This window comes from Phyllobacterium lublinensis, assembly GCF_020164435.1.
Taxonomy (GTDB): Bacteria; Pseudomonadota; Alphaproteobacteria; order Rhizobiales; family Rhizobiaceae; genus Phyllobacterium; species Phyllobacterium lublinensis.
Map to the genome: position 1 here is coordinate 43,688 of NZ_JAIUDQ010000010.1, position 18,884 is coordinate 62,571.

At 57.2% G+C, this 18,884-nt stretch carries 21 protein-coding genes and 1 pseudogene; 13 read left to right on the top strand and 9 right to left on the bottom strand.

Features of this window, described 5'->3' with window-relative positions; all coding sequences use genetic code 11:
- Positions 1-124 precede the first annotated feature (124 nt).
- Both K9U38_RS13625 and K9U38_RS13630 read right to left on the bottom strand, forming a co-directional pair.
- The gene (locus K9U38_RS13625) at positions 125-397 is read right to left on the bottom strand and encodes a hypothetical protein (protein WP_224494882.1); all 273 of its coding nucleotides are present in this window, start codon (positions 395-397) and stop codon (positions 125-127) included.
- A gap of 42 nt (positions 398-439) precedes the next feature.
- Positions 440-697 carry a tetratricopeptide repeat protein gene (locus K9U38_RS13630; protein ID WP_224494883.1) on the bottom strand — a complete coding sequence of 86 codons (258 nt, stop codon included), beginning with the start codon at positions 695-697 and terminating at the stop codon, positions 440-442.
- 116 nt (positions 698-813) lie between these two features.
- Here K9U38_RS13630 and K9U38_RS13635 point away from each other — a divergent pair, with 116 nt between their 5' ends.
- A complete protein-coding gene (locus K9U38_RS13635) occupies positions 814-1,227 on the top strand; it encodes a hypothetical protein (protein WP_224494884.1) in 414 nt (137 codons plus the stop codon).
- A gap of 32 nt (positions 1,228-1,259) precedes the next feature.
- Here K9U38_RS13635 and K9U38_RS13640 read toward each other — a convergent pair whose 3' ends face one another.
- Together K9U38_RS13640 and K9U38_RS13645 are read right to left on the bottom strand one after the other, a co-directional pair.
- A complete protein-coding gene (locus tag K9U38_RS13640) occupies positions 1,260-1,445 on the bottom strand; it encodes a DUF5131 family protein (RefSeq protein WP_224494885.1) in 186 nt (61 codons plus the stop codon).
- A gap of 341 nt (positions 1,446-1,786) precedes the next feature.
- Positions 1,787-3,277 (bottom strand): FG-GAP-like repeat-containing protein, encoded by a 1,491-nt coding sequence (locus K9U38_RS13645; RefSeq protein ID WP_224494886.1) that lies wholly within the window; start codon positions 3,275-3,277, stop codon positions 1,787-1,789.
- Positions 3,278-3,683: 406 nt separating this feature from the next.
- Here K9U38_RS13645 and K9U38_RS13650 point away from each other — a divergent pair, with 406 nt between their 5' ends.
- The 5 genes and pseudogenes from K9U38_RS13650 to K9U38_RS13670 all read left to right on the top strand — a co-directional run.
- Positions 3,684-3,914: a hypothetical protein gene (locus K9U38_RS13650; RefSeq protein ID WP_224494887.1), complete on the top strand. Its 231-nt coding sequence runs from the start codon at positions 3,684-3,686 to the stop codon at positions 3,912-3,914.
- Between the two features lie 639 nt (positions 3,915-4,553).
- Positions 4,554-6,326 carry a type I secretion system permease/ATPase gene (locus K9U38_RS13655; RefSeq protein WP_224494888.1) on the top strand — a complete coding sequence of 591 codons (1,773 nt, stop codon included), beginning with the start codon at positions 4,554-4,556 and terminating at the stop codon, positions 6,324-6,326.
- Positions 6,327-6,334: 8 nt separating this feature from the next.
- Positions 6,335-7,648 carry an HlyD family type I secretion periplasmic adaptor subunit gene (locus tag K9U38_RS13660; RefSeq protein ID WP_224494889.1) on the top strand — a complete coding sequence of 438 codons (1,314 nt, stop codon included), beginning with the start codon at positions 6,335-6,337 and terminating at the stop codon, positions 7,646-7,648.
- Between the two features lie 93 nt (positions 7,649-7,741).
- On the top strand, positions 7,742-8,188 hold the full coding sequence (locus K9U38_RS13665) for a hypothetical protein (protein WP_224494890.1): 447 nt from the start codon (positions 7,742-7,744) through the stop codon (positions 8,186-8,188).
- 15 nt (positions 8,189-8,203) lie between these two features.
- Positions 8,204-8,530, top strand: a pseudogene (locus K9U38_RS13670) (Ig-like domain-containing protein); the annotation flags it as partial.
- A gap of 17 nt (positions 8,531-8,547) precedes the next feature.
- On the opposite strand, the gene K9U38_RS13675 reads toward K9U38_RS13670, so the two are convergent.
- Both K9U38_RS13675 and K9U38_RS13680 read right to left on the bottom strand, forming a co-directional pair.
- Positions 8,548-9,000 (bottom strand): site-specific integrase, encoded by a 453-nt coding sequence (locus K9U38_RS13675; RefSeq protein WP_224494892.1) that lies wholly within the window; start codon positions 8,998-9,000, stop codon positions 8,548-8,550.
- Between the two features lie 30 nt (positions 9,001-9,030).
- Positions 9,031-9,633, bottom strand: coding sequence for a site-specific integrase (locus K9U38_RS13680; protein ID WP_224494893.1), 603 nt, complete (start codon positions 9,631-9,633; stop codon positions 9,031-9,033).
- A gap of 81 nt (positions 9,634-9,714) precedes the next feature.
- Between K9U38_RS13680 and K9U38_RS13685 the strand changes: the two genes are divergently transcribed.
- From K9U38_RS13685 to K9U38_RS13715, 7 genes are all read left to right on the top strand, one after another.
- A complete protein-coding gene (locus K9U38_RS13685) occupies positions 9,715-10,230 on the top strand; it encodes a hypothetical protein (RefSeq protein ID WP_224494894.1) in 516 nt (171 codons plus the stop codon).
- Positions 10,223-10,411 carry a hypothetical protein gene (locus tag K9U38_RS13690; RefSeq protein ID WP_224494895.1) on the top strand — a complete coding sequence of 63 codons (189 nt, stop codon included), beginning with the start codon at positions 10,223-10,225 and terminating at the stop codon, positions 10,409-10,411. The genes K9U38_RS13685 and K9U38_RS13690 overlap by 8 nt, the downstream gene beginning before the upstream one ends.
- Positions 10,412-10,602: 191 nt before the next feature.
- A complete protein-coding gene (locus tag K9U38_RS13695) occupies positions 10,603-10,887 on the top strand; it encodes a hypothetical protein (RefSeq protein WP_224494896.1) in 285 nt (94 codons plus the stop codon).
- A 1,244-nt stretch (positions 10,888-12,131) separates the two neighbouring features.
- Complete coding sequence (locus tag K9U38_RS13700; RefSeq protein ID WP_224494897.1) at positions 12,132-12,794, top strand: TetR family transcriptional regulator; 663 nt, start codon at positions 12,132-12,134, stop codon at positions 12,792-12,794.
- 314 nt (positions 12,795-13,108) lie between these two features.
- A complete protein-coding gene (locus tag K9U38_RS13705) occupies positions 13,109-13,435 on the top strand; it encodes a hypothetical protein (protein WP_224494898.1) in 327 nt (108 codons plus the stop codon).
- A 91-nt stretch (positions 13,436-13,526) separates the two neighbouring features.
- Complete coding sequence (locus K9U38_RS13710; RefSeq protein WP_224494899.1) at positions 13,527-13,883, top strand: ArsR/SmtB family transcription factor; 357 nt, start codon at positions 13,527-13,529, stop codon at positions 13,881-13,883.
- Positions 13,867-14,346, top strand: coding sequence for an SRPBCC family protein (locus K9U38_RS13715; RefSeq protein WP_224494900.1), 480 nt, complete (start codon positions 13,867-13,869; stop codon positions 14,344-14,346). Before K9U38_RS13710 ends, K9U38_RS13715 begins: the two co-directional genes overlap by 17 nt.
- Before the next feature lie 232 nt (positions 14,347-14,578).
- Here K9U38_RS13715 and K9U38_RS13720 read toward each other — a convergent pair whose 3' ends face one another.
- The 3 genes from K9U38_RS13720 to K9U38_RS13730 form a co-directional block, all read right to left on the bottom strand.
- The gene (locus K9U38_RS13720) at positions 14,579-15,106 is read right to left on the bottom strand and encodes a GreA/GreB family elongation factor (RefSeq protein ID WP_224494901.1); all 528 of its coding nucleotides are present in this window, start codon (positions 15,104-15,106) and stop codon (positions 14,579-14,581) included.
- A 182-nt stretch (positions 15,107-15,288) separates the two neighbouring features.
- Positions 15,289-15,738, bottom strand: a complete 450-nt coding sequence (gene rnk, locus K9U38_RS13725) for a nucleoside diphosphate kinase regulator (protein WP_224494902.1) — start codon at positions 15,736-15,738, stop codon at positions 15,289-15,291.
- A gap of 1,005 nt (positions 15,739-16,743) precedes the next feature.
- Complete coding sequence (locus tag K9U38_RS13730) at positions 16,744-18,195, bottom strand: EAL domain-containing protein (protein ID WP_224494903.1); 1,452 nt, start codon at positions 18,193-18,195, stop codon at positions 16,744-16,746.
- Positions 18,196-18,884 lie beyond the last annotated feature (689 nt).

Below are 18,884 nucleotides of genomic sequence, written 5' to 3' on the forward strand. Positions count from 1 at the left end.
AAGGCGCGAGCACACCGATCCCGTTGATCATCGGCGTATGGCTATCGGCCCCCGATCATTGTGTCTGGGATCGCCCAATTCACGCCACCCTTCTGGCTGCTCGTAACGACTGTCGCTAAACCCGTCAATTCAGACCGGCACGGGCAAGGCCCTCGATCAGGCGCGCCCGATCCTCGGCGCGGACGAAAGAAGATGTTGCTCCGACCGCGTCCCGTGAGATGTCAGGGACTAGCGACTTGAGCCGCCCGAGCAATTCCCTGGCAACCTCCTGGTTGTCCAGAAGTCCGGCACAGGCCGTTCCGATGATCAGCGGAACCGCGTGGCCGGACCGCAAGCGATGTGCCTCCCGTGCATAAATCAATCCGAGCTCGTAATTCGCGCCCTGGAAGTAAGCCATGGCGTAGTAAAACTGAAAGTCGCCAAGAAAAGCTTCGCGCGCTCAGTCTGAGGGCGTAGTCGATGCAAGGAATGGCGTCCGCCGCGCGCCCCCGTTGGCATGAGCAAGCCCCAACTGGCCGTGTGCAAACGCGGAGTTGGGGTTGATGGCGACAGCCTGGCTGATCGCTGCAGTCGCCAGGACATTGTCACGCGTCGCAAAGGCTATCATCGCCTGCGCAAGGTAAGCCCACGGTTCCGTATCGTCCGCGGCAATGGCTTGTTGGACGATATCCCTAGCGAGGGCGAGGGCGTATACCATGTCCTCCCACCCCTGGAACGCGCGCCATATCGATTTTCGCGCAGCGCGAGCACGCTGAAAACGCCATGCGGTTGGACAGCTGTGAATACAAGGCGCTGGGGGCGAAGCGTCGCGCTATGAGCCGCTTGGTCAAGGCCGACATCGTGCCAGAAGACGATTGCATGGTTACGATCGACGACGATAAATACTACACCGACGTTGCCGAAATGCTCGAAAGCCTTGGCGATGATGTGATTGTCGACGGTGAGCCCAATCTGCCGGCGTGGTGTTATGCCACCAGGCGCAAGACCTTCGACCTTAATTTGTTCAACTGCATCGAATCCTACATGGAAAACAATCACCATGAGGAGGCTTACTCCGAGCTCAAGCAGGTAGATAAGCTTGAAACACTATTGAACCAATGGTGCGCACTGCAAACCGTTTCCACGTTCTTCATCGACTACCAGCGCATCATTGTCATTGATCCTGGCCGCTACGCTCGCGAGCTGGTCGAGGCCACGGCGTGGTTGGAGGCAAATCCCAATGGCTGAGAACACCGCAATTGAATGGTGAGATCACACCTTTAACCCGTGGATGGGACCTTGCCATATCGCGTGTCCATCAAGGTTTCGGCGTAGCAGTGGTCACAACCTGGAGAAACCTTGGTGCAGCCTCCGATGGGGCCGCATGGCGAGCGTGTCCGTACTTCCCTCGCCAACTGGTACAAACCGCGCCGCTGGCAGCGGGGAGCTTCGGCGTTCCTTGCCACACACGGCCGTCGCCACGCTATACCATTGATATCGAACGATAAAGACGGCTTTAAGGGCGATGCATCGATTGCGGGATGTGCGTTGTGTGACGCACATCATTCGGGCCGTGTCACCTTTCAAACCAGTAGGGGCAAGGCTTTGGTAGATCGGGTGACGCGACAGTGCCCATTTGAGTGTCTTAGCGCGCACGTGCACGCAGGTGAATATCTCTAAAGCGAAAACAAACGCGTCACGCGCGTCACCCGCGAGTTGGAACTCTTGCCGAGCAGGGGTTCGAAAGGTGACGCGGCAGTGCCGTCTGTGTCACCGCCGCAGCCCTGAGCAAGCTCCTTTGGAAAGATTACACCAAAAGCCAGTCGGACTGGGTGATGTCGGGATGCTGCCCGTTCAACCACATGTTGTCCTGGCCGGTGGATTCGCTGCGCCAAACAATGTCGTCGGTGCCGTCGCCGTTGAAGTCGCCGCTGGTGACCGGTTTCCAGTCAAGGTTGCCGCCGATCGACTGGACGCTGGACGGTTGGCCGTTGGCCATGGTCCAAAGAATGTCCTGGCCGGTGGATTCGCTCCGCCAAACAATGTCGTCGGTGCCGTCGCCGTTGAAGTCGCCGCTGGTGACCGGCTTCCAGTCAAGGTTGCCGCCGATCGACTGGACGCTGGACGGCTGGCCGTTGGCCATGGTCCAAAGAATGTCTTGGCCGGTGGATTCGCTCCGCCAAACAATGTCGTCGGTGCCGTCGCCGTTGAAGTCGCCGCTGGTGACCGGCTTCCAGTCAAGGTTGCCGCCAATATTGGACGTGGAATACGTCGAACGAACATTGGCGAGCAAAGCCTCTGTCTGCTGGCCAGTGCCGTCAGCGTCCCAGTATATGTTGCCTGAGGCGCGATCGTAGACCAGCCCGGGCCCGGGCGCGGTGGCCGAGGTGCCCAACTCGAAGTTGATCCCGGCGCTCGCCAGCGTGCCGGCCAAATTATGAGAGAAATCCGCGGCAGACAACTGAAAATGATCCTCACCGGACGTGAAGTCGATGCTGTCCGCCCCGTCCGTTGGCGCCATGAAGACGAATGTGTCGTTGCCGGCGCCACCGAAGAGCGTATCCAGGCCAGCTCCGCCGGCCAGCAAGTCATTGCCGCTGTCGCCAAAGAGATAGTCATCTCCACTGTCGCCAAAGAGATAGTCATCTCCACCCTCGCCGAACAGGTGATCCGAACCGCTTCTGCCGTCGATAAAGTTACCAATAGAGTCGCCGACTAATGTATCGGCATGCGCCGACCCGATCAGGGCCTCAATGCTCGTCAGGAGATCGCCGGTTGCTTCTCCCGTATAACCTCGACCGGTGTCGAGTCGAACGTAGACTCCGCTTGTGGCGAAGTCATAGCGTGCAAAATCGGCGCCCGATCCGCCGTCGATGGTGTCGGCGCCCTCGCCGCCCCAGACGTCATCATCGCCGCCTCGAGCATAAATGGTATCGTTTCCACCATAGGAGACTGCAAGGTCGTCGTAGTCTGACAGGTCCAAATAGTCGTTTCCTCCCAGAGCAATGCTGAAGAGCCCTGGAAGGTTGTTCGATTGAATATACGAGGCGGCGAGTGGAGCGCTCACCGACAAGCCGGTAATCGAGCCTTGCAGCGAGCCCATATAATACTGGGAGTACCCTGTCAGCATTCCGCCAACCAAACTCGACCCGTAATAAGTGAAGCCGTAGCCGCTGTAGTAAGCGGTGGTGTAGTAGTCGGCAATGGTGATGTTGGTGCTAGTAGCGTTCGTGACGTACCCATCCCACGTCTGCGCGTTCAGCATGTTGATGGGAGAGTAGGCGTTGACGTAGGCCATACAAGGCGTTCCTGCTTAGTGAGTGTTGTGTTGGATTTGCAGCTTTCTCATTAATCTATATAGGCAATGCTGCCACCAACGTCTTGCGATTTCCCGCCATATGTTTGCGATTACTTGCCAATTGGATGTCTGAGCTGTTCTGGGCGGACGCATCGCGCCCTGGTCGGCAGCGAGGCGCCTTCGCGTAATCGCCAGTCTCATAGGCGGCGTTGCCGTCGTCTAGTGGCCCCAGTAACCACAGCACCCGGGAGCGCGACAGCAACAGCAACGCTGGTGAGAATGCGCTTGATCGCCGCAATAAGAGGTGATTTCAATTGAGATCCTTCCTCACTCTGCGGGACGATGTAGCGATCCTTCCCCGGCTCCGTTTGCTTTCAAGTGCCAATCGCTTGCTCTCAGCCGTCAGATGTACTCAATCTCCGCGACAGGACAAAGGGCGCCCGCCTTCATCGAGCGCTCCGGCGGCGAGCATTTCGATCCGGCGAAGGACCGCGGCAAGGACAAGCGCCGCGATTACTCGCTGCGGGACACCATGGTGCAGCCGGCATCGACGTTCATTCAGTGGAATTGTGATCCGGTGGCGACCCAAGTTCACGAAGCGCACGGCGACCAGCTAGAGGTGAACCTAACCCATTGACTTCAATGCTGATCCCAACTGGATTCGAACCAGTGGCCTACAGATTGGGAATCTGGCGTCGGCAATAACAAATCAAGGCCATCTTTACAGGACAAGCTGAAGGGTACGTCGATGGATGGTTTTCGTGCAGGCTGCGTTTGCCCAATCCTACTGAATTTGAGTGATGCCTCCCCTTGAACCCTCCCTCATGCAACTGCCTTCATTTTTTGGTGGTGCTTAAGCGCGGCGATGACCGCCCCGATCTTGTTTTCAGACAACGAGGAAATGTCGATGCCCTCTGTGGCTGGGGGAGGATTGTTGCACGCGGCCCACGGAGTGGACCCGCGCACGCGGCGCAAATGGCGCGACTGCTATCACTCGGAAAATGAGGCGCAATTGATGGACCGTCGCGTTCGAGGTCCGTCGTCCGAGAGTCTCAGCGCAACTCTTTGCTCTTGGCCGCCAATGTTTTGCGCTTGGCTGCCAACGGACCCACCTGCACGCCAAACCGATTGTTACAGCCTTGTAATATAACGCCGGTCTCCGATATGTGCGCTAACCCGGCAACTTGAGGGAAGCCGATTTTCTAAAAAATCAAAGCCTCGCACCCCGACGACAGCGTCGGTTCGTGCCGACGCTGGCTATTGCACAGGAGATATCATGGCAGGACCGGCAACCGCAACGACACCGGGCAATGAGTTGAGGACAGCGTTCCGGCATTGCGCAGGCGCACTGACGGGCGTCGGCATTTTCTCCGCGGTGGTCAACCTCCTTGGCCTGACCGGTTCGCTCTACATGCTGCAGGTCTATGACCGGGTGTTGCCCTCGCAGAGCGTGCCAACGCTGGTCGGCATCACCATCGTCATGGTCTTTCTCTATGCGGTTTATGGCCTCCTTGACTTCACCCGGCTGCGCCTTCTCGTTCGCATCGGCAACACCCTCGACCGCAAGCTGCATGCGAAGGCTTTTGCGGCCTCGCTGCTCTTGCCCTTAAGGGCAGGCCATGAGGGAACCCGCGTGCAGCCGATCCGCGACCTTGACCAGATCCGAAGCTTTGTCTCTGGAACAGGCCCGACCGCTTTCTTCGACCTGCCATGGATGCCGTTCTACTTGCTTATCATTTACATGATGCATCCCTGGCTCGGACTGCTGGCAACCGCGGGCGCGGCACTCAGCGTGGTTTTGACCCTGGTGGCGGAAACACTTGGCCGCGCATCGGCGCGGCGGGCGACGGAATCCGTGATAACCCGCACCGCCTATGCCGAGGCCGGCCGCCGCAATGCTGAGGTGATCCGGGCGATGGGGCTTTCCAACCGGTTCGGCCGGCTGTGGAGCGAGCAGAGCCTGCGCTTTCTCAGGGACCAGCGCTGCGTCTCCGACGTCGTTGGCGCAGCAGGAACGCTGTCACGCACCCTCAGAATGATGCTGCAATCGCTGATGCTCGGGCTTGGCGCCTATCTGGTGATGTCGGGCGAGGCTTCGTCAGGTGTCATCATCGCTTCTTCGATCATGCTGGCACGTTCGCTCGCGCCGATCGATATCGCCATTGCCAACTGGCGTGGCTTCACGTCGGCCCGCCAAAGCTATACACAGCTATCAAAGACCCTGACGGCGTTCGCCGACCTCGAGCAGCCGATGGCGCTGCCGCGGCCGAAGCACACGCTATCCGTCGAGGCGCTGACCGTCGCCGCACCCGGACAGCAGAAACCGCTGATCCAGAACGTCACCTTCAAGCTAGAGGCAGGTTCCGGGCTTGGCGTGATCGGGCCGAGCGCATCCGGCAAGTCAACGCTGGTGCGTGCCCTCGTCGGCGCCTGGACCGCGTTGCGCGGCACGGTCCGTCTTGACCAGGCCGCACTCGAGCAGTGGGACGTCGAGGCGCTCGGATCTGACATCGGCTACCTGCCGCAGGCCATCGAACTGTTCGAGGGGACTGTCGCCGAAAACATCTGCCGCTTCGACGAGAACGCCGATCCCAAAGCCATTCTTTCGGCAGCAAAAGCGGCTGGCGTCGAACACATGATCCTGCGCCTGCCCGACGGCTTCCAGACCCGGGTCGGCGACAGCGGCGCCGCACTTTCCGCTGGACAGCGGCAGCTGGTCGGGCTGGCCCGGGCGCTTTACGGCGATCCCTTCCTGGTGGTTCTCGACGAGCCCAACTCCAATCTCGACGCCGACGGCGATGTGTCTCTGGCAACCGCCATCGAAGGGGTTCGTCAACGTGGTGGCATCGTCATCGTTGTCGCCCACCGCCCGTCGGCGTTGGCCAACCTTGACCAGGTCCTGGTCATGGGCGGCGGTATGGTGCAGGCGTTCGGCCCCAAGGAAGAGGTGCTGGCCAGCGTGACCCGGTCCGCGGCTCATGCCCAGCCGGCGGCTCATGCAGCTGCGCGGCAAACCTCGACTGTTGTTTCTCTGTCCAATCGAAAGTGAAGCCAAAAATGTCATCCGTTTCAGAAAAGCACCCTCACTCTAGCGAGGGCATCCGGGCCAACATCCTGTTCGGGTTGGCAGTGTCCGCCCTGCTCGTTGGCGGCGTCGGCGCCTGGGCATCGATCACCTCGCTGGCCGGCGCGGTTATCGCTTCCGGCGATGTGGTCGTCGAGAGCAACTCCAAGAAAGTGCAGCACCAGACAGGCGGCATCGTCGGCGAGATCCTGGTCAAGGAAGGCGACCGCGTCTCGGCAGGTGACGTGATCGTTCGGCTCGATGAGACGATGACTCGCGCTAACCTTCAGATCGTCGCCCAGCAATATGACCGCACCGTCGCACGGCAGGCGCGGCTGCAGGCCGAGCGGCTCGGACTTGCCGAAATCAGGTTCCCAAAGGACCTGGCGCAGCGTGCGGCCGATCCGGACGTGGAAACCGTGCTTGCTGGCGAGAAGGCGCTGTTTGAAAGCCGCACCAAGGCTTCTACCGGGCTGAAGTCGCAGCTCGAGGCCCGTTCGGGCCAGCTCAAAAAACAGATCGATGGCCTCACCGCCCAGCGCAAGGCGACAGACGAGGCGGCGGCACTGGTCGAACGGGACTTCAACAGCCTGCAAGAGCTTTACGAAAAGAAATTAGTCTCGCTCGAGCGAGTGAGTGATTTGCACCTTGAACTATCCCGACTGCAGGGTGAGACCGGGCGTCTTGCCGCGGCGATCGCCGAGACAGAAGGCAAGATCAGCGAAACCAACCTGCAGTCCATCCAGGTCGACGAGGACATGCGCAAGGACGTCAACGAAGAACTGCGCGAACTCGACGGCAAGGAGGTCGAACTGATCGAGCGCAAGACTGTCGCCAGGGATCAGCTGGCCCGCACCGAAATCCGTGCGCCGCAATCAGGCTTCGTCCAGGAGCTTGCGATCCACACCGTCGGCGGGGTCATCACGCCGGGCGAGACCCTGATGCTGATCGTGCCCGAACAGGACCGGCTGGTCATCGACGCCATGGTGGTGCCTGCCAGCATCGACGACGTCAAGCCCGGACAGCCCGTCTCGATCCGCTTCCCGGCGTTTGACGCCGCCACAACGCCGGAATGCAAGGGCACCGTGCAGCGCGTGTCCGCCGACCTTATCAAGGATCCGCAACGGGAGGCCTCTTACTTCGTCGCCAGGACCACGCTCGACGACCGGGAGGCCTGCCTCAAGGACGCCAAGCGACTGCAGCCCGGCATGCCCGCCGAAGTTCACATCCAGACCGGCGAGCGCAACGTCTTGTCTTACGTGATGAAGCCGCTGTCCGACCAGATGAACCGGGCGTTCAAAGAGTAGTCGAGGCAGACGGGCTCGGTCCAACTGGTAGGACGACGCGCTGTTTTTACGACGCCCGCCACAGCCACTACCCGACAAGAGATACTACCTGCCGTGAAGGGGCGGCGGCAGGTCAGTTTTTTACCAACAACAGCCTCAACGGAAGAAAGACAGTACTATGTCTCTAATATCAAACATCTCAAATATCATCAGTGCCTTGGTGGCACCGGCAGCAGTGCCAGTGAAGATTGGTGGATGACGCCAACAATGATTTTTACCGGCATCGGCATCAAGAACGACGTGGTCGTTTTCGATGCCATACAGAACCTCGATGAGAAGTTCGGCGCGGGCGGTGATAAGGTTCAGAACTACTCCATCATGGACGGTGGTGCCGGTATCGACACCCTCACGCTTAAGCTGACTGAATCGCAGTACGCCGCGTTCGAGGCCGAAGTGGCAGAAAAGCTCGGCGCGATCAAGGCCGGGGGTATCGACTTCAGTGATATCGCATCTATCTGCAAGGGCTGGGAGTGCTTCAAGTTCGACGTCTGCAAATCCTAGGTCGGCACTACGCAGGACGTGACGGTCAGCTACACCGTTGCCGACGGCAAGGGTGGTACTTCGGTGGCGACACTCACCATCAAGGTCTGCGGCACCAACGACGCGCCGACGGCCGTCGCTGACACCAACTCCGTCAAGGAAGACGCCACCGTTTCCGGCACAGTCGCCAACGACGACGGCCATGTGTTGACCTTCGCGCTGACTGACCCGGATCATGCACCGGCCGGCTTGACGCTCAAGGCCGACGGTTCGTACACATTCAACGCCGCCGATGTCGCTTACCCACCACCGATTTCAGAACGAAACGGAAACCTTCGGGACTGCTGCTGTCATCACGATTAGTTTCGTCCTGCGATCGATCATTCGCCCAATAACACTTTTGCTGCATCTCTCTTGTTTGGCGGTGCATTGCGGATAAGCTCATAGAGTTCCTGGTCTTCGGGATCGACCAACTTATCCCGGATGCCTGCAACCAGAGCGAGCTTCCGTGGATCATCAAGCTTACCGTAGTAAGTCGCGGTTGTGCGATAGTGCTCGTGGCCGAGGTTCTGACTGAGCGCTTTCTTTTGCTCTGCCCCAATTGGAAGCTGTTCTATCCATTGTTCAATCGTGCTGCGGACAGAGTGCGGCTTGAAGTACTGCTCTCCGGTCATCTCGGTGGCTTCCCTAATTATTTCGCGTATCGGGTTCGTAGATGACCAGGCTTCAAATGCGGTGTCCTGCTTTGCAGAAAACCGGTTAGGGCCCTTTGGAAAAAGCGGATCATCATCATTGGCCCCGTGTGCCTTGAGATCTGCGATCCAATCGATCACGACTTGCTCTAAATCTGCATCGATTGGGAATCATGCTGTTACCATCGATTTGGCGCGCTTTGTCTTCACCTCGCTTGTGCGCTGATAGACCAGCTTCTTCGCAACATCGACATGCTTGGCATGGAAAGAGACAACTGCGCCGTCCCGGGCTCCCGATACAAGCAGGAAAGCAACTACCGCCCGGTTCCTCCGCTGCCAGAACGTCGTAGTTTGCGTCGAGAATACCAGCTTCTTTATCGCCCCAATGGTTGGCACGTATTTTTCCGAACTGGCATGAGCAATCGCGGACAGCTCTCGCGGGGGTGTGAAATACATGGGGATGTCGGCCGGTATCTGCCGATAGCCATTTTCATTGCGCAACCAGTTGAAGAAGGCGATCAGGTTCTGAAGCGTATGAACAATCGTGGAGGCTGAGAGTTCGGACTTCTCTCCATTGCCTCCAGCATTGATCAGGTTCCGTTTGAACGAAGCGATTTGATCTTTGGTGACGTTCCTGAAGTCAGTCGATGGAGAATGTTTCTCAAATTTCCATAGGGGGCGCATGGCGGCATCGATCGTCTTGTCGCTCAGCCCGCGAGCTTCCTTCATGTGGTTTTGAAAACAAAACATGGCGAATGCGTTGTCATCGAGCATGTCGACTCCCGGTATCGTTGATTGCCCAAATTCAGTTCGGACAGGTGAGGCCCTTTAACCAACGATTACAGCATCAATCCCGTGCAGGCGAACCATGAAGGATTGGGGAAGTCGCGCGAGCGGGGCTGTACCAGATACACGGCCGCATTCGAGCTGCTGTGCACCAAATCTGACCTTGAGCTGTTCGCGGTGGCAGCGAGCATAGCTGCGGCGGCGCTTGATCTGTTGACGCAGAACCCCAGCGCCAAGCCGTTCAGAGAGGGACGCGGAAAGCTTGTCGACGATCTCGACGCCGGCAACACCTACGTCGCTCTGGGTGGTCAGATGGATTACGAGGACTATTTCAAATCGGCGCCCAAATCGTTCGTCCTGAAAGCCATCGGAGAGGCGATCAACGAGGACGAGGCACGCCGGGTCAGCTCATTCAAGAAACCAGAGCTTGCAGCGTTCGCCCTGGCGAATGTTCCCGCGAAGGGTTGGCTTCTGGTCGAGCTGCGCACGTCTCACTATCTGGTCCTGGCGCTTAACCCGCCTTGTCTACCACTGCTTGATTATGGAACTGATGATGACGCCAACAACGATGATGACAATGGATAACGCCGACGAGGCCGTGTTCACCCTACAGGAAGCTTGCGAAAGGTTCTTTCGTAACCGGATAGGGCCAAGCACGCTCCGCAGCCTGCATCGTGATGGCCGCTTAAGGATCATGCGCATCGGGCGCACTGATTTCGTCACTGCACAGGCAATGAAGGAAATGCTGAAATGCCAAGAAAGCTAGCAGGACCGAGACTCTAGTTCGCATCCAACCGCGAACAATGGGTTATCCGCGACGGATCACATTTCAAGCGGACAGGCTGCGGCGAAGGCGATCGCGAAGGAGCTGAAAAAGTCCTCCTCGAATACCTCGGTGAAAAATTCAAACCAGCGGTCCGCGAGCATAATCCCGCTAAACTCTCTGTCGCCGAAGTCTTGACCGCCTACGGCCGCGAACACGCTCCGACAACGAAGGGCAACAGCCCGGCGACGATCGGCTATAACATCGCGGCGCTGATGACGTGGTGGGGTGCGCGCACCCTTGCCAATGTGAAAGGTGAAACCTGTCGCGCTTACACGAAATTCCGATCGGCCAATGTGAAGCCGAACACAGTGCGCAAGGAGTTGAGCGTCCTTTCGTCGGCGATCAATCATTGGCACCGTGAGCATGGTCCGCTCGAATCGGTTCCGGTTGTCTCGATGCCCGAAAAAGCCGGCTAAAGATCGTTGGTTGACGCGGAGCGAAGCTGCATTGCTGCTCGCTGGCGCGCTGGGCTTCTATCGTACGTTCTCATCCAACATTTGGACGCGCAAGATCACTGTGAAGTGGTGCCGCAACAAGTCGGAAATCAGAGGTGTGATCGTGAGTTTTTCAACTATACAGAATGTTTACGGCCACCGGAACCGAGTGGATGTCGGAACCGTGGCCGTGAACGTTCCAGCAACATATCAGGCTGGTATCTGTGCCGTATCTGTGCCAACCCCGAGCCGAAAGGAGCTAAGTCCTTGAGAAGATGGTGGGCGTGGCAGGGATTGAACCTGTGACCCCTACGATGTCAACGTTTGGGGTAACTCCCGAAAAGCCCATAAAAGCTGGGTGATCTGGTGCTTATCCTATGTTGATCTGTGGAGAACTAAAGGGAAACGTTGCGGGAACGAAGCGGCACCTGCGCGCGAGTTGCGCGCAAGGTGCCATAAAGAGACTGTTTATGGCCTGTCGGCTGGGGGTGCATTGTGAACGCACTCAGCACCCCGAAAATCGCCACCGGATACGTCGTCGAGCCGACCGAAAATGGCGGCTGGATCCTGTACAACAATCCAACACGGGATAGCTTTGGACACATGCTCGGTGCGTTCAGCTCATTCTGTCTCCTTGAGCACCTTCGAAAGAGCACCAGCGCATTGATGCCGTGACGAAGGCACGCACCGCGAAAGAGCGTGCCGACAGCATGAAATTGGAAGAGCAGGCTGCTCCCGTAATCGTCGTGATTGAGAACCACGGACGCGGTGCATCCCATGTTTTCACCCGCGATCATTATGCGGGACTCAGAGTCGTCGACTATGGCCGAACGGCACCTACTCATTTGTAGCTCCGGGGCCGCTATCGACAACAATACACTCATCGTTGTGCAGTTGTTTGACAAGACAAATGACATCCTCGCAAGCAGATCAGGTGCTGAGGTTCGTGCCATTCGTCCACCAACTGCGGAGTTGTGATCTCGTGCGCAAGTTGGGGGGCTCTAGCAGATTTCGCATCGGCCGCTTTAACCAGAAGTTGCCGTTTGGCGATCGTGGCGCGACTGACTGCTTTGCGCCTAATATCTGCCCTAGACACAGGGGTGGCGTCTTCGTGAAAGCAGACGTCGACCAAGATTTTCAATAACGGCATCAATGCGCCAAAAGCAGTCAAATCTTACTGCCGAATATTTATTGACTGATTGATCCATAATTGTTAGACCCTCTGCATGGCACGACCGAGAGAGTTCGACCGCGACGCGGTGTTGGATAAGGCATTGAGGGTGTTCTGGGCGAAAGGCTTTGCCGGGACATCAACTGACGATCTGCGCGAGGCAATGGGCATCGGCAGGCAAAGCCTGTACGGCGCTTTTGGCAACAAGCGTGCACTCTATCTTGAGGCTCTCGCCACCTATCAGCAGCGAACTAACGCGGGCCACCTGAAGAGGCTACGAGACCCGGTTTCGCCGCTAAAGGGCATAGAAGACCTTCTGACGGGCCTGGTGTCTAATGACGACTGCGAGCGGGCCCTGGGCTGTATGGGCGTCGGCTCAGTTGGCGAATTCGGCATCACCGATGAAGAACTGAACATTCAGCGAGGCAAGGTGAGCACATCACTCGGCCGGCGTATCGCCGAACGGATCGAGCAAGGTCAACGCACCAAGGCCGCAATGATCTACAAGGCGACAGGCAATCTTCGCGCGATTCAAATCCTGTTGGGGCACACCAAGATCGAAAATACGGTCAAGTACATTGGAGTTGATATTGAGGATGCGCTGGAACTAGCGGAGCACACTGAGATCCGAGCGCGTGCAGCGCTGCCCATGGTATGCGCCTCGCCGCGGCCGCATCTTTTTACTTGTGCTGCGAAATTTCAGATCGGATGTACATGACTTGGCTTCGTAATTTTTGCGTTCAGCTCGCGCGCTCTTGACGCCGCAACACGCACGCTTCTCCGGAACTATGGCGACCCCAATGGTGTGGCGGGCGAGTCCGCGCACTCGACGTCGTCTTCAGGCACATAGCCACCAGCGCTTCAGTGATACGCTGGCGGTCGGCATTGGCAGTAAACACCGAACTGCCATGTCGAGCTCACTTGGATTGCTGAATAATCCCGCATCAAAACGCGAAATTCTGTACTAAATTTAATTTGACCAAACCTTTCTCAGACCGCATCTCTGGCGCGGGGGAGGTTTGGGAGATTTCTATGACTTGCACCCCCCCACGCAGCCCCACACTGGGTCTGATCACGTTATTGCTGGCCGCTGAGCGCACACAGCCGACAGTGAGTTGGCTCGAACTTGCTGTCAGACACAATCCGGACTTGACGTTGGGGGAATACGTCGGGGCGCTCAAGTACATTATTGGCAGCACGGATTTATTGCACCTGCATCCTTACCGCGAAAAATCAATCGTCTACGAACTGCAGTTTTGGAAATGCTATGATCCACTGATTTCGATCGAGGTTCCCATAAGCGAAGTCGCCAAAATCTTTCCACGCCGCGGTGATCATGTACCTTCGAAGCTGAGCTAACTCCAAGTGCTCGCGATGGGAAGCGATCTGAATACTAAGGCAAGTACCTTTTTAATTTGACAGCCCCACCTTGCTCACGTTACTAAGGCATATGCCTTACCATTCGACCCCCCTCGACCTCGCCTTTTACGCCCTCAGCGACCCTACCCGCCGTGCGGTGTTGTCGCGGCTGGCCGAGGGCGAGGTATCGGTCAGCACCCTCGCCGATCCTTTCGACATGGCGCTCCCCTCCTTCGCCCAGCATCTCAAGGTGCTGGAGGATTGCGGGCTGATCGTCAGCGAGAAACGCGGGCGCAGCCGCTGGTGCAAGTTGGTGCAGGCGCGATTTGACGAGGCGGCGGACTGGATGGATGCGGAGCGTCGGCGTTGGGCGGAGCGTTTTGATCAGTTGGAAGTCTACTTGGATAAAATGAAAGAGGATGACGAAGGCAATGGCAAACCTGTTTGAGACATGGTCGCTCGACCGCGAAATCGTGTTGGTGAAGCTGCTCAACCACCCACGCGACAAGGTCTTCGCCGCCTGGATGGACCCTAGCGCGCTTGGCCAATGGTACGGTCCGACCGGACTCAGCATCGAGACCCACGAAGCCGATATTCGCGAGGGCGGGGTCTGGCGGTTCGACATGGTGGGCCTGTTCGAGGGCCGGGAGCAGCGCTTCCCCAACCTCATGCGCTTTTTGGAGATCGTGCCGAACGAGCGCATCGTGATGGACTACGGCACGCCCGAGCCCAACGACCCCGACCGTTTCCGCACCACGGTGACCTTCGATGAGCAGTCCGACGGCAAGACGGTGCTGACCATGCGCCAACTCCATCCCAGCCGCGAGCGGCGGCGGGTGGTCATTGGCTTCGGCGCGGTGGAATACGGGCTACAGACGCTGGACAGCCTCGCCGCCTGGCTGGACGGCTAAAGCGGATTCCAGGATCGTACCCGTGGAAAAATGCCGGACAACAGTAGGGCAAGTGGCCGAGTGGCGCAGGAAACTCTGAAAGAAGATACTCTCGTGAGAGGTGAGGCCCGACGGTTAGATCGGGCGACTTGTTGTCCGCGTTGAAAATTCGCGCATCATCGCGTCTCGTCCGGCTGAACCCAATCTGCTCATAAGTTGGCAATGGCAACCAGCATGCTGGTCACGACTGTGGTCATGGCAACCTTTGTCCTGGGTCCGTTCTATCTGTCGGGAGCGCCAATGCTCGAACCCGCATTTGGAACATGTTTGACTGTTCCCGCTCTGCCTCTTCCATTCTTTGCATGCGCTCTCTCAAGCGCCGCGCTTCTGCCTCGGGTTGATAAAAGACGTTCTCGACCGTGACCGTTTCAGGCGCTTCCGGTGTTCTCCAGACGACGGCGCTTTGTCCTTCGGTTAACCCGAGCAACGTCAGTCCACGCGGCTCGGTAATCGATATCAGAGTCATACCGACAATCCCGCGCTTTTGATTGTGCGCGACAACACGATTTTCAAGGAGGGTGTTATCGATGCGATAGCTGATGCGGCTGTTGAGTGTTACGACGGTGGGTGGAATATCTTCCGGGAATGTCACGGTTGCGTTGGAAAGCTTGTCCCTGAGAATGGACCGCATCAATTCATCCTTCAGGAACATGTCGTCCTGCATGGTTTGCAACGTGTAATAATCCTTGGTGGTGAGCTGACAGGCATTTGATTTGAACATGACAATCTCCTGCCGGAAACCGCCCCGGTTCCGGCTTACTTTTCCAGAAACATATGGGAAAGCACCCCTGATGTGAGACTATCTGAAAAGACGGTTCACATCAGGGGATGATGTCCTGCCGGATAATTCACCGCGCCATTCAATAGAGCGGTTAACACCAAAACGTCGACCATGATCGCTCCTTACGTGAAAAGGTCAGAGGTTGCCGTAGAACGGAATCCTCCCATGTTGGTCCGATGATCCGTTACCGCCGAGACGGTAAGCTTGTGCCTGCGATCATCCCGCGCGGTCCAGTCCATCGTCTGACCAACAGCCAGGCCGAGAAGGGCAGTTCCGATAGGGGTGAGGACGGATATCTTCCCCTCCGCGATGTCTGCGTCACCCGGGAACACGAGCGTTACCGTTCGCACGTCTCCCGTGTCAGTCTCGTACTCAACGGATGACCCCATGCGCACCACATTCTTCGGCACGGAGACGTCGGCAACCACACGTGCGCGTTCAAGTTCGATCAAAAGGCCGTCGGAAATTTCGGGAATACGATCTGCCGCGGCGAAGGCAAGATTGTTCAACCGTTCATAATCTGTCCTGCCGATCACAATCGCCGGCCTGCGTGGCTTCTTTAAATGTTTCATGATCTTCACTTTCACTCCGGTGTACTCGCGGACACGCTTCAGCGTCCTCGCGTTTCCGGGCGTCGTTATTTGGGAAATATGGATGTGCTCAACGCACCGTTCCTGCTGCGCTACCCCGCGACCGCGGCGCGTTGGCGGCCGCGTCGGGGGTCAGGCTCCCGCGATGGGGCAGACCCTGAAAATTATTCTTTCGTAATAATTAGCAACCGTAAACATTTGCAGGCGATATCCACTTCGGTAGATAAATACATAACTTCGCATTTCGTTATAATACTTGATTGTTACGACGGGAAAGTCAAGGTCTCAGATAGGGTTGGCAGCTTTGGGCCTGTGCGTTCGTGGATCCGAATCATTGGACAGAAGGTCGCATTCGCTTGTTTTATTTATAGAAATGGCCATATTGGAGGCATGACCAGTCCGCTTTATATCACTGAGAGGTGTTCGCCTCGGGCGCATGATTGCGCCCGGGGTGAACGATGATATCTGCCATACCGGCGTAAATCACAATCCCCCGGGTTCGAGACTAAAATAAAAAAATCGAATTCGCCTTCGAATACTTCGTTGGGCCAAGGGAAAATGTGATGTACATACGAAACAAACAAAAAATATGCAGTAATTGCAGAAACACAATCCCGAAGGCCGCGCGCCGCTGCGTGTGGTGCCCCGCCGGCACACCAAGCCCCAGGCGGCGACCTTTGGACCAACCGGAAATGCTCGTGATATCTTCAGGGTTCTTCTCCGTTGCAGGAGCCGCATGGACGTGAGTATCTCAGATAGCCCCAAACGGGTGACATGGCCTATTGTCACGACAGCTCGGAACATCACGACACACATGCATTATCCCGGGTGACTTGATACTTGCACTTACCAAACCGCCACTGGCGAGCCTCCCAAAAGCAGGTGTACTCAGGCCTTGGTATCGGCCCCTTTGCTGTGACCGGCCCTGAAGCGGGCACGACATTTCTTGGGTATCGGCCTTTTCCTCGCCTGTGGCGCCGGGAAGGTTCATTCATAAAACGCGATGAGTTGGGTGAGGGTGAGTGGGCGGGAGAAAAGCCACCCTTGCCCGCGACAGCCCGGTAAGGCCTTCGCAAAGTAATCACGCTGCTCAGTTGTCTCGATACCCTCAACCACCACTTTGAGGCGAAGGGTCCGCGCCATCTCAAGTATCAGTGGCGTGATCGACACTTTTACCGAATCAGTTCCCACCGTGTCGGTAAATGCCTTGTCAATTTTAATTGCATCTATACCAAGGTCTTGAAGGTAGGATAAGCTGGAATATCCCGTGCCGAAATCGTCGAGGTAAACGGGATGACCGACCTTGCGCAGCCTCGTTATCGCCGGAATGGCAACTTCCCGAACCACGGTAGAGCGTTCGGTGAGTTCGATACCGATTTGTGTCGCCGGGATCCCAGATTGCACGATATCATCCAGAACCGCATAAAAGTTGTCATCGTCAAAATCAGCGGCGGCAATGTTGACCGTCACTACCAGTTCCGGATTGGCCTGCAGGAGCGACCGAGCGGAGCGCTCGATTTCTCTAAGGACATAGACTGTAATTTCTCCGGCCAAACCCTCGGCCTCTGCGGCTGCAACAAAAACGTCCGGTCGAATAGTCTCACCATTCCTGTCGGTCCATCTTACCAGAGCCTCCGCTGAAACCATCCGTCCTGACGGCAAGTCAACAATAGGCTGATACACCACCGTCAGTTCCCTTGCCCGCAGAGCCTCCATGAGACGCGAGATCAGTGTCCGCGGTTTGCGTATCAGCAGTGACGCGCTCAACGCGAAGAGCATGCCGGCAGCGCCGCCTATACCCGCCAGCGCCACTGTGAAACCGGACTGTCTTGCAATGGCCTCGGTACGGGTCAATGCAGCTACGGCACAAATGGGATAGGGTACTGGACAACGGATGCTGATCAGATCACCTTCATGGTCCACCGTGCGGTTCCCACCTTCTATGAGCACCTCATCATCGACAATCTTGTTGCCCCACGAGCGCATGACTGTCCGCTCGCGCGAATTCACCACAGCGATAGAATAGCGGAACGGGGGAAACTCCAGATCGAGGAATGCACCAGGCGAAACTACGGCGTTTGCATTTCCTCCCTCAATAATCATTCCAATAACGTCGGGGGCGATAATCAGCCGCTGATTCACCCAAATTCTGCGGCCACGGTCGCCTATGAAGTCGGGCTCACCAACCAGAAGCGGAGGATTGATCGCGCCGAGAGATGTGGTGCACGTCAATCGTCCGTCCACCAGACGTCCCATATCCTTCACGTAACGAGCACCAAAAGCAATCCTCCGCAGATTGGCGAGATCCGGTTGTGAGCAGGCAACGCCCAGTATGTTGTTCGCTTGTTCAAGAATCGTGTCGGTTTCTCGCGCAATTGCTTCGGCGCGACGAGCGAGGTTGTCAGCGTATAGATCGGCCTCGGCGCGGGCGGCGTTCAATGCAAGTATCTTTGCGCCCGAGAACGCCAAGGCGGCTCCCAATAGTCCTGCGATCAGGCAAGCCACTATTGTCAGATACTGCGGTTTGGCTATCCGGCGCAAATCGGTCATCCTGCCATTGACTGTCAGAACGCTCGTGGCAACTCACGCACTACGCAGGAAAAGATTGAAGGCTGAAAGTACGTTACCGTTACAATTCTGAATGATGCTGGTGATAAAGTTAGCTGCAAGAAAGGATGAGGCTCGCGATAGGTCGGCTTGGACGCGTCGAGGAAGGCCGACGCTTCCGCCCCGTTGCGAAATCGACCATCCTTGACTTCGAGGCGACCGATGCTGGCGAGCGCGTAGAGCGCTCATAACAGACCAGAAAATTGCGGCTTTCCTGAATGATCCGCACTCCGAGACTCTATTTTTGTTCCAGGAGATTGGCGACACTAACACTCCCTTTTTTTCGACGTTTACAAAAGGAACCACCATAATGCCCGGCAAGTGCTGGATGACCTTACAGTTGCGGTCGATGCCATGCTGGACGAGTGGAGTAAATACTCAAGACTGCCGATTGCGACCAGCGAATCCGGAAATGCAATTACTCCATGGCGGCGGGAGGTGGCCGCTGCGTATTAGCCGACCGTCAACAAAGCACTAGGATGGGGAAAGTGCGGCGTATCGGTCTTCTTCCGGTGGCCAGA